Genomic DNA, 14,699 nt, shown 5'->3' with positions numbered 1-14,699 from the left:
GCGGCCGGTCGAGGACTTGTCACTTTAACCTTGCAGCTCTAGGCCACCCTCAGACCACATCCACCCCGACATGAATCGCATCATGTCGCCAGAACTCCAGGTCGCAGTCGATCAAGCGTTCATGCTGATCATAATTGACCCGGGCGATGCGCAAGCCCGGGCTGCCCACCGAAACGCGCAAAGCCGCCGCCGCATCGGCCGACAACGCGGTCGGCACAATCTCGAAGCGCACCCGGCCATAGTGCAAATCGTAGTGCCGCGCGTACAGCTCGGTGATCGACTGATTTAGATCGAACGCCAGAATCCCCGGAAAATACTGCGGGTTGAGGTAGTGCTCCACGTACAACACCAGCCGCCCATCGATACGCCGCGAGCGACAAATCTGAATCACGCTCGACAATGCCGGCAGTTGCAACCAGGCGCAGACCGCCGCTGATGCCGGCTGCAATCGCGCCGAAATCACCTCGGTAGACGGCACCCGTCCCTGGGCGCTGACCATCGCGTGAAAGTGACTGCGCTGCATCAGGTTGTAGGCCAGACGGGGCGGCGAGACGAACCAGCCCCGTCGCTCTTCGCGGTAGATCTGCCCCTGGGCTTCCAGTTGCAACAAGGCCTCACGCACGGTGATCCGCGTGGTGCCGAACAACTCACTGAGTTTTCGCTCGGCCGGCAATTTGCTGCCGGGAGCCAATAGCCCGTGGTCGAGCTGCTCCTGAAGCACCTGGCCAATGGCTGTCACCGCTTTTGTTGCCTCGTCGCGCATCAATGTTACCTATCTGGACTAGACCAGCACTGTTTCGGGGCGGAACCGCACGACAAATCGGTTCAATCAACGCCCTGCAAGCGTAGGCAGTGCAGATGACTGAGAGATGACAACCTACCGAACGGTCATCTCAAACGTGAACCAACGATCGATTGGAAACCTGCAATTCACCGGCCAAGTCCCCTGTGTAGCGGGCCTTTGCCCATGGTCTACGCTTACCGGGCACCCTCCAATACCGTGCGAATAAAAGACTTGCAGGGCGACGAACGACATCAAAGTGTCATCGAGCCCGCTTAAATTGGCTCAGGTATTGCTGACCTAGACCAAAACAATCGCAATCGCAGCGTTGAAAACGCCCATAGGAGCTTCGGAATGAAACAGCTTTTCCTGGCATCACTGTTAGGCTCGACCATTGCCATGTGCACCGCCGCCATGGCGGCTGATGATTTGAAAACCCTTGAAGCCGCTGCGAAAGCAGAAGGCGCAGTGAATAGCGTCGGCATGCCCGATGACTGGGCCAACTGGAAAGGCACCTGGGACGACCTGGCCAAGACTTATGGCCTCAAGCACATCGATACCGACATGAGCTCGGCGCAGGAAATCGCCAAGTTCGCCGCTGAAAAAGACAACGCCAGCGCCGACATCGGCGACGTCGGTGCCGCCTTCGGCCCGATCGCGGTCAAGCAAGGCGTGGTACAACCTTACAAACCGACGACCTGGGATCAGGTTCCGGCCTGGGCCAAGGACAAGGACGGCAACTGGGCACTGGCCTACACCGGTTCCATCGCCTTTATCGTCAACAAGAAGCTGCTGCACGGTTCCGATGTACCGACCAAGTGGTCCGACCTCAAGGATGGCAAATACAAGGTTTCCATTGGTGACGTGAGCACCGCTGCCCAGGCCGCCAACGGCGTACTGTCTGCGGCACTGGCCAATGGTGGTGACGAGAAAAACCTGCAACCTGCCCTGCTGATGTTTGCCGATATCGCCAAACAGGGTCGCCTGTCGATGGCTAACCCGACCATCGCGACCATGGAAAAAGGCGAAATCGAAGTCGGCGTGGTCTGGGACTTCAACGGCCTGAGCTACAAAGCGAAGATGGCCAATCCGGATGACTACGTGGTGCTGATCCCGTCCGATGGCTCGGTGATTTCCGGCTACACCACCATCATCAACAAATACGCCAAGAACCCGAACGCCGCCAAGCTGACCCGCGAATACATCTTCAGCGACGCCGGCCAAACCAACCTGGCGCGCGGCAACGCCCGTCCGATCCGTGCCGAACACGTGAAACTGCCGGAAGACGTGCAGGCCAAGCTGCTGCCTAACGAGCAGTACAAAAACGTCACGCCGATCAAGGACGCGGATGCGTGGGAGAAGGCATCCAAGGCACTGCCGCAGAAGTGGAACGAAGAAGTCATTGTCGAAATGAAGTGATGCTGTAGCCCGCCAACCGACGGGCCAATGGAAATCCCTGTGGGAGCGAGCCTGCTCCCACAGTGGACCGAGTGAGTTCCGATATCCCGTTTCACGGAGTCATCGCCCCTATGAAGCACAACGTCATCCTTGTCGTGCTCGACGGCCTGAGCTACGAGGTTGCCCGGCATGCCATGGGGCACCTGCAGGCCTATGTCGGCGCAGGACGCGCAGCGCTCTACAAACTGGAGTGCGAGCTGCCGGCACTGTCCCGACCGCTCTACGAATGCATCCTGACCGGTGTCACGCCGATCGACAGCGGCATCGTTCACAACAACGTCTCGCGCCTGTCCAGCCAGCGCAGCATCTACCACTACGCCAGGGATGCCGGCCTGAAAACCGCTGCGGCGGCCTATCACTGGGTCAGCGAACTCTATAACCGTACCCCGTTCGTACCTGCCCGGGATCGTCATACCGATGATCCGGACCTGCCGATCCAGCACGGCCACTTCTACTGGAGCGATCACTACCCCGACTCGCACCTGTTCGCCGACGCGGAAAACCTGCGCCTGCGCCACGCACCGAATTTTCTGTTGATCCACCCCATGAACATCGACGATGCCGGGCACAAGCACGGTCTCGACACCCCGCAATACCGCAACAGCGCCCGTTCGGCCGACATCATCATCGCCGACTACCTGCAAGGCTGGCTCGACGCCGGTTATCAGGTACTGGTGACGGCGGACCACGGCATGAACAACGACCGTTCCCATAACGGCCTGTTGCCAGAAGAACGCGAAGTGCCGCTGTTCGTGCTTGGCGATGCCTTCAGCTTCAATGCCGACGCGGCGCCGAAACAGACGGACATTTGCGGCACGGTCTGCGAGCTGCTGGGCGTGCCCCATGACAAACCTGTGTGCCGGGAGTTGCTCAAGTGAACGCCATGACTCGCGGCAAATGGCTGGCAGCCTTGTGCCTGGTGCCCTTCGCACTGTTCTTTATCGTGTTCGAAATCGCCCCGCTGGCGTGGGTGATGATCAACAGCCTGGAATCGGAAGAGTCCGGATGGGGCCTGGCCAACTTCACCCGGATCTTCAGCTCGAAGTTTTACCTGCAGGCGATTCAGTACAGCCTCGAGATCAGTTTCTGGTCCAGCGTATTCGGCATCATCATCGCGGTCCTCGGCGCTTATTCGCTGCGCAGGGTCGATTCGAAACTGCGCAACTTCGTCAACGCCTTCGCCAACATGACCAGCAACTTCGCCGGCGTGCCATTGGCCTTCGCGTTCATCATCCTGCTGGGCTTCAACGGCAGCTTCACCATCATGCTCAAGCAGGCGGGAATCATTCAGGATTTCAACCTGTATTCCAAAACCGGGCTGATCATCCTCTACACCTACTTCCAGATTCCCCTTGGCGTGCTGCTGCTCTACCCCGCCTTCGATGCCCTGCGCGAAGACTGGCGTGAGTCCGCTGAGCTGCTCGGGGCGAACGGCTGGCAGTTCTGGCGCCACATCGGCTTGCCAGTGCTGACCCCGGCACTGCTCGGCACCTTCGTTATCCTGCTGGCCAACGCCCTGGGCGCCTATGCCACGGTGTATGCCCTGACCACCGGCAACTTCAACGTGTTGCCGATCCGTATCGCGGCGATGGTCTCGGGGGACATTTCCCTCGATCCGAACCTGGCCAGTGCCCTGGCCGTGGTGTTGGTGGCCTTGATGACCCTGGTGACCATCGTGCATCAGCTGCTGTTGAAGAGGAGCTACCATGTCTCGCGCTGAATTGGGCCCCGTCGGCATTTACCATCGGGTGGTGGTTTACCTGTTGTTTGCCATCCTGCTGCTGCCGCTGCTCGGCACGCTTGTCTATTCGATCGCCAGCAGTTGGTCGGCGACCATCTTGCCCAGCGGTTTCACCCTTAAATGGTATGTGCAGTTGTGGAGCGATCCACGTTTCCTGCACGCCTTCGGTCAGTCGCTGCTGGTCTGCGTCGGCGCACTGATCCTGTCGGTGGTGCTGATTCTGCCGCTGCTGTTCGTGGTGCATTACCACTTCCCGAAACTCGACGCGCTGATGAACATCCTGATCCTGCTGCCCTTCGCGGTGCCGCCGGTGGTGTCATCGGTCGGACTGCTGCAGCTCTACGGGTCCGGGCCGTTTGCGATGGTCGGCACGCCCTGGATTCTGATCGGTTGCTACTTCACCGTGGCGTTGCCGTTCATGTACCGGGCGATTACCAATAACCTGCAAGCGATCAACCTGCGCGACCTGATGGACGCCGCCCAACTGCTCGGCGCCAGCACCTTTCAAGCAGCGTTCCTGGTGGTGCTGCCAAACCTGCGCAAGGGCTTGATGGTGGCGTTGCTGCTGTCGTTCTCGTTCCTGTTCGGTGAGTTCGTGTTCGCCAACATCCTCGTCGGTACCCGCTACGAAACCCTGCAGGTGTACCTCAACAACATGCGTAACAGCAGCGGCCACTTCACCAGTGCGCTGGTGATCTCCTACTTCTTCTTCGTACTGGTTCTGACCTGGGCGGCCAATATCTTGAACAAGGACAAAAGCGAATGAGCTATGTCAGCGTCCAACACCTTCAGAAAAACTACGCGGGCACCACGGTGTTCAGCGACATCAACTGCGAAATCCAGAAAGGCGAGTTCGTCACCCTGCTCGGCCCCTCCGGTTGCGGCAAGTCGACCCTGTTACGCTGCATCGCCGGCCTGACGTCGGTAGATGGTGGCAAGATCCTGCTCGATGGTGTCGATATCGTGCCATTGAGCCCGCAAAAGCGTGGAATCGGCATGGTGTTCCAAAGCTACGCCCTGTTCCCCAACATGACCGTCGAGCAGAACGTTGCCTTCGGTCTGCGCATGCAAAAGGTCAACGCCGACGATAGCCAGAAACGCGTCGCCGAAGTGCTGAAACTGGTCGAGCTGAACGACTTTGCCTCGCGCTATCCGCATCAACTGTCGGGTGGCCAATGTCAGCGCGTGGCCCTCGCCCGCTCGCTGGTCACGCGACCACGCCTGTTGCTGCTGGATGAACCGCTGTCGGCCCTCGATGCGCGAATTCGCAAGCACTTGCGCGAACAGATCCGTCAGATCCAGCGTGAATTGGGCCTGACCACAATATTCGTCACACACGATCAGGAAGAAGCCCTGACCATGTCCGACCGGATTTTCCTGATGAATCAGGGAAAGATCGTACAGAGTGGCGACGCCGAAACCCTGTACACCGCACCGGTGGATGTATTCGCGGCCGGGTTCATCGGCAACTACAACCTGCTGGACGCCGATGCGGCCTCGAAGCTGCTGCAGCGGCCAATCAGCCATCGCATCGCGATTCGCCCGGAGGCCATCGAGCTTAGCCTCAATGGCGAGCTGGACGCACAGGTACGCAGCCACAGCCTGCTGGGCAACGTGATCCGCTACAGGATCGAAGCCCGGGGTGTGGAGTTGGTGGTGGATGTGCTCAACCGTTCGGCGTCCGATTTGCATCCCGATGGTCAGCGCCTGGCGCTTTCCATCGATCCGACGGCGCTGTGTGAGGTAGCTTGAAGGCAGCGCCAAGCTTCAAGCTGCTAGTTTCAAGTTGTAGACTGAAGCCCCCCAAATCCACTTCTTGCAGCTTGTAGCTTTAAGCTTGAGCTGTTCCCAGAGAGAACCCGATGGCCCTGGCAATTTTTGATCTGGACGAAACCCTGATCCACGGTGACTGCGCGACGCTGTGGAGTGAACAAATGGTCCGCCTCGGCTGGGTCGACGGTGAATCCTTCCTGCGTCGAGACAAGGAATTGATGGACGCTTACGGCCGCGGCCACCTGGCGATGGAAGACTACATGGCCTTCAGCCTGGAACCGTTGATCGGCCGCACGCCGGAGGAGATCGAGCACCTGGTCGGTCCATGGGTCGAAGACGTCATCGAACCGATCATCTTCAGCGGCGCCACCCGGGTCATCGCCGAGCACCGCAAGCTCGGCGATCGCATCCTGGTGATTTCCGCCTCGGGCACCCACCTTGTGCGACCGATTGCCGAACGCCTGGGCATCGACGAAATACTCGCCATCGAACTGGATGTGGCGCACGGGGTTTACTCCGGCAAAACCGTGGGCACCCTGACCTACCGCGAAGGCAAGATCACCCGACTGCTGGAATGGCTGGATGCTGAAGAGGAAAACCTCGAAGGCGCGAGTTTCTATTCCGACTCACGCAACGATTTGCCGTTGCTGCTGAAGGTGGATTTTCCGCATGCGGTCAATCCCGATCCGGTGCTCCTTGAGCACGCCGAAAAAGCAGGCTGGCCGATCCATCTCTGGAAATGACAACGACTCCCCTATGGGAGCGAGGCTTGCCCGCGATTCAGGCGACGCGGTGTCTCTGTCAAACCGCGTCATCGTTCATCGCGGGCAAGCCACGCCCCCACAGGATTCAGCTCAAGCTTTCGTCAATCACCAACACCACCTTCCCTTCCACTTTGTTGCTCGCCAGTTCCGCAAACGCCGCTTCCGCATCCTTGATCGCAAAAGTCCTGGCCAACTGTGGACTCAAGCGTCCTTCAGCAAACAGCGGCCACACATGCTGGCTCAGATCGCTGAACAGATCGGCCTTGAACTGATCGTCTCGACTGCGCAGGGTCGATCCCAGCAACTGCACGCGTTTGGACAGCACCTGAGCCAGATCCAGCTTCGCCTCGCGACCGCCCATCAGGCCAATCAGCACCCAGCGCCCATCCTGCGCCAACAGTTTGAGGTTCAACGCCGAATAGTTGCCGCCCACCGGGTCGAGGATGACATCGAACGGCCCCAGGTCGCGCAAGCTCTCCAGGTCGGTGTTGCGCACCACGCCACCCTGGGCACCGAGCGCCTCGCAATAGGCCAGGCGTTCGGCGGAGCCCACGCTGACCCAGCACGGGTTACCAAAGGCTTTGCACAACTGAATGGCAGCTGAACCAATTCCACTTGCTCCAGCGTGCAGCAGCACTTTTTCACCCGGCTTGAGCCCGGCGAGTTGAAACAGGTTCAACCAAACGGTCGCATACACTTCCGGCAACGCGGCGGCTTCAGCCAACGACATTCCGTCGGGAACCGGCAACACATGCCGTCCGTCGACAACCACCTCTTCGGCCATGCCGCCCCCGGCCAGCAAGGCGCAGACCCTATCCCCCAGTTGCCAGGACGAACCCGGCCCGACCTCGCTGATCACCCCCGAACACTCTAGACCGAGCACCTGGCTGGCCCCCGGCGGCGGCGGATACAAGCCCGCTTTCTGCAACAAATCGGCGCGATTGAGACCTGCCGCAGCGACTCGAATGCGAACTTGTCCCACATCACATGCCGGACTCGGCTCTTCTACCCACTCCACTTGACCTTCAACGCCTTGCAATGCTTTCACAGTGCCTCCATAGTGAGTCTGGACTGAGCCCGTAGCTGTAGCACCGGGCTTTTTGCATTATGCGACCGGCCCTTGTGGAACCGGCGACTTCAAAGACGGCCTAATATGCGTTATCAATTGTCCCCGCGTCGAATCAACATGAAGCGTTTGTTCCCCAGCACCGCCCTCGCCCTATTCATCGGTATCGGCCTGTTGCCGATGTCGAGCAGTTCTTTCGCAGCCAACAGCTGGGACAAGCTTCAACCTGATCGCGACGAAGTCATCGCCAGTCTGAACGTCGTGGAGTTGCTCAAGCGTCACCATTACAGCAAACCGCCGCTCGACGACGCGCGCTCGGCGATCATCTACGACAGCTACCTCAAACTGCTGGATCCGTCGCGCAGCTACTTCATGGCCAGCGACATCGCTGAATTCGACAAGTGGAAGAACCAGTTCGACGACTTCCTCAAAAGCGGCGACCTCAACGCCGGGTTCACCATCTACAAGCGTTATCTGGACCGCGTCAAATCGCGTCTGGATTTTGCCCTGGCAGAGCTGGACAAGGGCGTCGACAAGATCGACTTCACCACCAAGGAAACCTTGCTGATCGATCGCAAGGACGCTCCTTGGCTCAAGTCCACCGCAGAGCTCGACGACCTGTGGCGCAAGCGCGTCAAGGACGAAGTGTTGCGGCAGAAGATCGCCGGCAAGGATCCCAAACAGATCCAGGAAACCCTGACCAAGCGCTACAAGAACCAGTTGGCGCGTCTGGACCAGACCCGTGCGGAAGACATCTTCCAGGCGTACATCAACACCTTTGCCATGTCCTACGACCCGCACACCAACTATCTGTCGCCGGATAACGCGGAAAACTTCGACATCAACATGAGCCTGTCCCTGGAGGGCATCGGCGCTGTGTTGCAGAGCGATAACGATCAAGTGAAGATCGTGCGCCTGGTGCCGGCAGGGCCGGCGGACAAGACCAAACAGGTTGCGCCGGCGGACAAGATCATCGGCGTTGCACAGGGCAACAAAGAGATGGTCGACGTGGTCGGCTGGCGCCTGGACGAAGTGGTCAAACTGATCCGCGGCCCGAAAGGCACCGTGGTGCGCCTGGAAGTGATTCCGGCCAACAATGCGCCGAACGACCAGACCAGCAAGATCGTGCCGATCACTCGCGAGGCGGTGAAGCTGGAAGATCAGGCGGTGAAAAAATCGGTCCTCAACCTGAAACAGGATGGCAAGGACTACAAGCTCGGCGTTATCGAGATTCCGGCGTTCTACCTGGACTTCAAGGCATTCCGTGCCGGTGATCCGGATTACAAGAGCACCACCCGGGACGTCAAGAAACTGCTGACCGAGTTGCAGAAAGACAAGGTCGACGGTGTGGTCATCGACCTGCGCAACAACGGCGGCGGCTCCCTGCAGGAAGCCACCGAGCTGACCAGCCTGTTCATCGACAAAGGTCCGACCGTGCTGGTGCGCAACGCCGATGGCCGCGTCGACGTCCTGGAAGATGAAAACCCGGGGGCGTTCTACAAAGGTCCGATGGCGTTGCTGGTCAACCGCCTGTCCGCTTCGGCCTCGGAGATTTTCGCCGGAGCCATGCAGGACTACCACCGCGCCCTGATCATCGGCGGCCAGACCTTCGGCAAAGGCACCGTACAGACCATCCAGCCGCTGAACCATGGCGAACTGAAGCTGACCCTGGCCAAGTTCTACCGGGTTTCCGGCCAGAGCACCCAGCATCAGGGTGTACTGCCGGACATCGATTACCCGTCGATCATCGACACCAAGGAAATCGGCGAGAGCGCCCTGCCGGAAGCCATGCCGTGGGACACCATCAAAGCGGCGATCAGGCCTTCGGTCGACCCGTTCAAACCGTATATCAGCCAGCTCAAATCCGAGCATGACGTGCGCACGGCCAAGGACGCAGAGTTCGTGTTCATTCGCGACAAGCTGGCCCTGGCGCAGAAACTGATGGCAGAAAAAACCGTCAGCCTCAATGAAGCCGACCGTCGTGCCCAGCACACCGACATCGAAGCCAAGCAACTGGCCATGGAGAATATCCGTCGCAAGGCCAAGGGCGAAGAGCCGCTCAAAGAGCTGAAGAAAGAAGACGAAGACGCCATCGCGGCCGAGCCGGACAAGACCAAGCCAGAAGACGACGCCTACCTGAGCGAGACCGGGCGCATTCTGCTGGACTACCTCAAGCTCAACACCGCGGTAGCCAAGCACTAAGATGATGGCGATTTAATGCTGATGCTCTGCTGAGCGTCATCAAACAGTCATCATTCTGTCGTGAAATAAGGACCGGGCGTGCTCTCTTACCAAGAGCCCGCCCGGTCCTTTTTTTATCGCCAGAGATCGCCATGACCACAACAGAACAGCTGAGTGCGTTGAGTTCAATCCTGACTCAAAGCGGTTTGCACAGTCTGTTCCAGCCAATCATTTGCCTTTCTGAACGACGGATTCTGGGCTATGAAGCCCTCAGTCGGGGCCCGTCCAACAGCCCGCTGCACTCCCCTATTGCATTGTTTGCCGTCGCCCGCCAGGCCGGACGCTTGAGCGAACTGGAAATCGCCTGCCGTGAAAGCGCCTGTCGACGCTTCAATGAACAGCAACTGCCCGGCAAGCTGTTCCTCAACGTGTCCCCGGAATCCCTGCTCGAAGCCGCGCACCAACCCGGCCGCACCCTGCAACTGCTGGACGATTTCGGCATCCCGCCGAGCCAGGTCGTGATCGAACTCACCGAACAGACTCCCACCGACGATTTCGAGTTGCTGCAAACCGCCCTGCATCACTATCGGGCGATGGGTTTTTCCATTGCCCTGGATGACTTGGGTGCCGGCTATTCGAGTTTGCGTCTGTGGTCCGAGTTACGGCCGGACTACGTGAAGATCGACCGGCACTTCATCGATGGCATACATCAGGACGCCCTCAAGCGCGAATTCGTCGGCTCGATCCTGCAAATTGCCAAGGCCTCACGCGCACAGGTGATCGCCGAAGGCATCGAGTTGCCGGAAGAGCTCGCGGTACTGACGGAAATGGGGGTCGACCTGGTCCAGGGCTATTTGCTCTGTCGACCGCAAGAGCATCCGCCCCGGGATGCCCGCCCCATGATGCCGCGGCAGGACAACACCGCCGTGGTGTTGAACGACGATGGCAGCGACCTCAGCGCCCTGCTCAACGACCAACCGGCGATGACGCGCGACACGCCGACGGCCACGGTACTGGAAGCCTTCCGCCGCCAGGCCAATCTGAATTCGCTGGCGGTGCTGGATGAGCACGACCAACCGTGTGGCATCGTCCACCGCCATTCACTCTCCGACGCCCTGCTCAAGCCGTTTGCCACCGATCTGTTCGCCCGCAAACCCATCAGCCGCCTGATGAACGATGACTTCCTCGCCGTCGAGGTGAGCCAGTCACTGCAACAGGTCAGCCGCCTGATCACCAGCCGCGCCCGCCAACGCATCGAAGAAGATTTCATCATCACCCTCAACGGCGGCTACCTGGGCCTGGGTAGGGTCATTGATGTGCTCAAGCTGATTACCGAACTGAAAATCCAGCAAGCGCGCTACGCCAATCCCCTGACCCTGCTGCCAGGCAATGTGCCGATCCAGCAATGCCTGACGCGGCTGCTGCAACAGCAACGGGAATCGGTGATCTGCTACGTCGACATCGACAGCTTCAAGCCCTTCAACGATATCTATGGTTACGGCCGTGGTGACGAAGTCCTGTTATGCCTGGCGCAATGCCTGAACGACCGCGTCGACCCGTCCCGCGACTTCGTCGGCCATATCGGCGGCGACGACTTCCTGCTGGTGCTCGGCCCGGAAGACTGGCGCAAGCGCTTGAACCAGTTACTGGAGGACTTCCAGGGTCAGTGCCGACGCTTCTATCGCAGCGAACACCTGGAAGCCGGCTGCTTTATCGCGCCCAATCGCCAAGGCCTGCGCCAGGAGTTCCCCTTGTTGTCCCTGTCCATCGGCGTGGTGCATTTGCATCCACAGGCCTGCGATCAACTCGATGCCAGCCAATTGGCCGAGATGGCGTCACAGGCCAAACACCACGCGAAGAATGTGCAGGGGTACAGCGTGCATGTGATCGATAGCCTGGCGGCGCCGGAGAAAGAGGATGTGCTGCTTGCCGGGCATCGATGAAGGGTCTGACGCCATCGCGAGCAGGCTCGCTCCCACATGAAAGGCGGGCCCTCAACAGATCCACTGCGGGACCGAGCTTGCTCGCGATGCCGCCCGCCGGAACAACACGATTTTGGGCTATAGCCCGTCATCTCGAGCCGCCAGCTCTTTAAGCTTGAGCTCGGCCAATGGATGCCCGGCCTTCGCTGCAATGCTCCAGAAACGCGCCGCTTCAGCCGGGTCCGGCGCCTTGCTCGGCGTCCCGGCGAGGCTGATCACCCCGACCTGATACGCCGCTTTGCCATCACCCGCCAATGCCGCCAGGCGCAGCAAGCGAATGCCCTCTTCGCGAGCGCCCAGACCGACGCCGCGAAAGGTCAGGATGTGGCCATAGAAGCTCTGAGCGTCGACATCGCCCAGGTTAGCCATACGGGCGAACTGGCCTTCGAGCCAGCTCCAGCCACGCGGCTGTCGCACGAACCATTGCCAGTGAAAAAGCCGGCGTGCCAGCCAGTAACTGACCTGCGCCTTGAGTCGGAAAAACACTCAGGCCTCCGCCGACTCGGGGTACTCGTACTCGAACACCCGCACCACTTCCGAGGCATGCCAAGACGCGGCAGCCACGCCATCGGACGGCCCGGAAAATCGCCCGAGGCGCTCGACGCATTCAAAGAAACCGGTGCGTGGCAGGCGGCTGGCGCCCTGGCTGATCACCAGCGAACTGCGCAGCGGTTGTTCGGCTTTGGCATCCAGTGCCGCCAGATGCTCGAGCGCGGCAGTCAGGGTTTGCATGGCGGGCGTAGGAAGCTGCAAACGCTCCAGCAATGCCCGATAGGTCAATAGATGACGCTGACGGCGCGCCTGATCCAGCTCGCCCAGCAATCCGTCCCAATGTTGACGACTGATGCGTACGCTCACGATTCATCCCTCCACCCTGGCACCGTCAATTCCCAGGCCAGGCTTCGGCGGATGGCCGCGTCGGGCAGACGCTCGCCACTTTCGATCATGGCCAGATAAGACGGGCTGATGCCTACCGTGCGGGCCAGCGCCTCGATGGCGATGCCCTTCCCTTCGCGCAAACTGCGTAGTTGATCAAGACCTGGAAGAATCGGGTCCTGGGTTGTCGCAAGCGGCGCTGCGGCCGGACGCGACGGTGCTTCGTTAATGCCTGCTGCTTTCAGTAAAGCCTGATACTGAGCCCACGGCAGAACCGCATATTCGGGCTCGCCTTCGCGTGTAATTATCTGAATATCCATGACTACCCCGTAGGACAACAACACTTAGCGAGTCGGCACTTTTCCCTAGAAGTGTAATCCTAACAGCGGCCAAGGTCGCGGGGGGTATCTATCTGCGGCTGAGATTGAATCAGTTCAGTTCTTTTTCGGCCCCTGAAGCTGAAGTTGTTCAGGGGTATCGGGCAGGCGTTCGACCACGGCAAGCTTCTCTGGCATTTGACGTTTACGCCATTCGCGGAAAGCATTGAGTTCGTCATCGAGGACTTTCATCAACCAGGCCAGTACAGCGATGTCATCCAGCATGCCGAATACCGGAATGAAATCCGGAATCGCGTCCACCGGGCTGAGGAAATACATCAGGCCCGCCACGACCGACACCAGCGCTTTAGGGCTGATAGCCCGATATTCACCGCGCCAATAAGCCAGGCAGAGTGCCTGCAACAGGCCCAGATCATCCTTGAGTTTGCCCAGCCGATTGCCTTGACTGGCACCTTTGCTAGCCACCGCGAACAGCAAGGTCGGCAAACGTCCACGAGCAAGCAGTCGTCCGGCCAATGGCAGGAAACGAGCAAAATTCCAGGGTGCTTTCATCACGCCTCCCATGTAGTTATCCACACAAATTGTGGATAACCTTGTGAACAGAGCAGCTTTTCGTGGCTGAAAGCCCCGTTGCATAAGGGCCCAACTCAGATCGGGCGTTTTTTACCCATCTAAAAAAACCCAATATTTCATTGACTTGGCGATCTGGCGAGGTTAACGCCGCTCCGACAATGTCTATGACTGCAGCCTGCTGCATCTGTTCGCTTTGTTTACCCGCGCCACACACCAGATGCAACAACGCCCCGCATTAGCGAGGCGTTGTTGTTAGAGCGGACGCTGATTACTTGGCAGCGTCTTCTTTTGCCGGATCCTTGATCCCCAGCAGTTCCAGGTCGAACACCAGCACCGAGTTGGCCGGAATCGCCGGGCTTGGGCTTTGTGCGCCGTAAGCCAGTTCGCTAGGAATGTACAGCTTGTACTTCTCACCGACGTGCATCAGTTGCAGGCCTTCAACCCAACCCGGAATCACGCCACTAACCGGCAGATCGATCGGGCTGCCGCGCTCGACGGAGCTGTCGAAAACGGTGCCGTTGGTCAGCTTGCCGGTGTAGTGGACAGTCACTACATCAGTCGGCTTTGGCTGAGCGCCATCGGCTTTCTTGACCACTTCGTACTGCAAGCCCGAAGCGGTTGTCACGACGCCGGCTTTCTTGGCGTTTTCTTCGAGGAATTTCTTGCCGGCGGCTGCCGACTCTTCGCTCATCTTGGCCATACGCTCTTCGGCACGCTTTTGCAGCGCTGCGAAGGCTTCAACCAGCTCTTCATCTTTCAGTTTCTGTTCTTTCTTGCCGACGGCATCTTCGATGCCCTGGGCTACGGCCTTGGAATCCAGGTCATCCATGCCTTCCTGAGCCAGGCTCTTGCCCATGTTCAGGCCAATGCCGTAGGAAGCCTTTTGCGCCGGGGTTTTCAGCTCTACGCTGGTCTGCGAGTCGCAACCCGCAAGTACCAGGCTAACCAGGGCCACCGCCGCCGCCAACCGATGCTGTTTCATGCTATTTCCTTGTTCATGCGCCTAAAGGGCAATCGAGTAAAGCCGCGAGCTTATCAGGCGGCCACGACCAATGGCTACCGGCATGAGAGCCGGAAATTTTGGATAAGTTCAGGTGTTTAAACGCTTTTCGGAGTGTAGATGATGAAACTTCCGTCATCAGACTCACATAGACGCCGTTCTGCTA

The 14,699-nt window shown here is 59.2% G+C and carries 15 protein-coding genes; 8 read left to right on the top strand and 7 right to left on the bottom strand.

The window, feature by feature from the left end; translation table 11 throughout:
• Positions 1-49: 49 nt before the first annotated feature.
• Entirely contained in the window at positions 50-763 is a 714-nt protein-coding gene (locus tag ACX3YD_RS07760; RefSeq protein WP_047531705.1) for a UTRA domain-containing protein, read from the bottom strand.
• Between the two features lie 372 nt (positions 764-1,135).
• On the opposite strand from ACX3YD_RS07760, the gene ACX3YD_RS07755 reads away from it, so the two are divergent.
• From ACX3YD_RS07755 to ACX3YD_RS07730, 6 genes are all read left to right on the top strand, one after another.
• Positions 1,136-2,200: an ABC transporter substrate-binding protein gene (locus tag ACX3YD_RS07755; RefSeq protein ID WP_103402567.1), complete on the top strand. Its 1,065-nt coding sequence runs from the start codon at positions 1,136-1,138 to the stop codon at positions 2,198-2,200.
• 110 nt (positions 2,201-2,310) lie between these two features.
• Positions 2,311-3,117, top strand: coding sequence for an alkaline phosphatase family protein (locus ACX3YD_RS07750; RefSeq protein ID WP_458959600.1), 807 nt, complete (start codon positions 2,311-2,313; stop codon positions 3,115-3,117).
• Between the two features lie 5 nt (positions 3,118-3,122).
• Entirely contained in the window at positions 3,123-3,959 is an 837-nt protein-coding gene (locus ACX3YD_RS07745; protein WP_161793951.1) for an ABC transporter permease, read from the top strand.
• On the top strand, positions 3,946-4,746 hold the full coding sequence (locus ACX3YD_RS07740) for an ABC transporter permease (RefSeq protein ID WP_047531714.1): 801 nt from the start codon (positions 3,946-3,948) through the stop codon (positions 4,744-4,746). Before ACX3YD_RS07745 ends, ACX3YD_RS07740 begins: the two co-directional genes overlap by 14 nt.
• Positions 4,743-5,732, top strand: a complete 990-nt coding sequence (locus ACX3YD_RS07735; protein WP_047531715.1) for an ABC transporter ATP-binding protein — start codon at positions 4,743-4,745, stop codon at positions 5,730-5,732. The genes ACX3YD_RS07740 and ACX3YD_RS07735 overlap by 4 nt, the downstream gene beginning before the upstream one ends.
• A gap of 110 nt (positions 5,733-5,842) precedes the next feature.
• Positions 5,843-6,496, top strand: coding sequence for an HAD family hydrolase (locus tag ACX3YD_RS07730; protein WP_458959599.1), 654 nt, complete (start codon positions 5,843-5,845; stop codon positions 6,494-6,496).
• Between the two features lie 106 nt (positions 6,497-6,602).
• Here ACX3YD_RS07730 and ACX3YD_RS07725 read toward each other — a convergent pair whose 3' ends face one another.
• A complete protein-coding gene (locus ACX3YD_RS07725) occupies positions 6,603-7,565 on the bottom strand; it encodes a zinc-binding dehydrogenase (RefSeq protein WP_103402564.1) in 963 nt (320 codons plus the stop codon).
• Positions 7,566-7,703: 138 nt separating this feature from the next.
• Here ACX3YD_RS07725 and ACX3YD_RS07720 point away from each other — a divergent pair, with 138 nt between their 5' ends.
• Positions 7,704-9,785, top strand: coding sequence for a carboxy terminal-processing peptidase (locus ACX3YD_RS07720; RefSeq protein ID WP_167361787.1), 2,082 nt, complete (start codon positions 7,704-7,706; stop codon positions 9,783-9,785).
• A gap of 131 nt (positions 9,786-9,916) precedes the next feature.
• Positions 9,917-11,707, top strand: a complete 1,791-nt coding sequence (locus tag ACX3YD_RS07715; RefSeq protein WP_458959598.1) for a bifunctional diguanylate cyclase/phosphodiesterase — start codon at positions 9,917-9,919, stop codon at positions 11,705-11,707.
• A 117-nt stretch (positions 11,708-11,824) separates the two neighbouring features.
• On the opposite strand, the gene ACX3YD_RS07710 is transcribed toward ACX3YD_RS07715, so the two are convergent.
• The 5 genes from ACX3YD_RS07710 to ACX3YD_RS07690 form a co-directional block, all read right to left on the bottom strand.
• Positions 11,825-12,232, bottom strand: a complete 408-nt coding sequence (locus ACX3YD_RS07710; protein WP_047531724.1) for an SEL1-like repeat protein — start codon at positions 12,230-12,232, stop codon at positions 11,825-11,827.
• On the bottom strand, positions 12,233-12,604 hold the full coding sequence (locus ACX3YD_RS07705; RefSeq protein ID WP_003223109.1) for a hypothetical protein: 372 nt from the start codon (positions 12,602-12,604) through the stop codon (positions 12,233-12,235). It abuts the gene before it with no gap.
• Complete coding sequence (locus ACX3YD_RS07700) at positions 12,601-12,942, bottom strand: helix-turn-helix domain-containing protein (protein WP_047531735.1); 342 nt, start codon at positions 12,940-12,942, stop codon at positions 12,601-12,603. The genes ACX3YD_RS07705 and ACX3YD_RS07700 overlap by 4 nt, the downstream gene beginning before the upstream one ends.
• A 114-nt stretch (positions 12,943-13,056) precedes the next feature.
• Positions 13,057-13,512, bottom strand: a complete 456-nt coding sequence (locus ACX3YD_RS07695) for a YkvA family protein (protein WP_103402561.1) — start codon at positions 13,510-13,512, stop codon at positions 13,057-13,059.
• 289 nt (positions 13,513-13,801) lie between these two features.
• Positions 13,802-14,515: an FKBP-type peptidyl-prolyl cis-trans isomerase gene (locus ACX3YD_RS07690; protein WP_047531749.1), complete on the bottom strand. Its 714-nt coding sequence runs from the start codon at positions 14,513-14,515 to the stop codon at positions 13,802-13,804.
• Between the last annotated feature and the right edge of the window lie 184 nt (positions 14,516-14,699).

This window comes from Pseudomonas fluorescens group sp. PF-1, from assembly GCF_054481335.1.
This window is presented reverse-complemented; position numbering and strand designations above follow the sequence as displayed.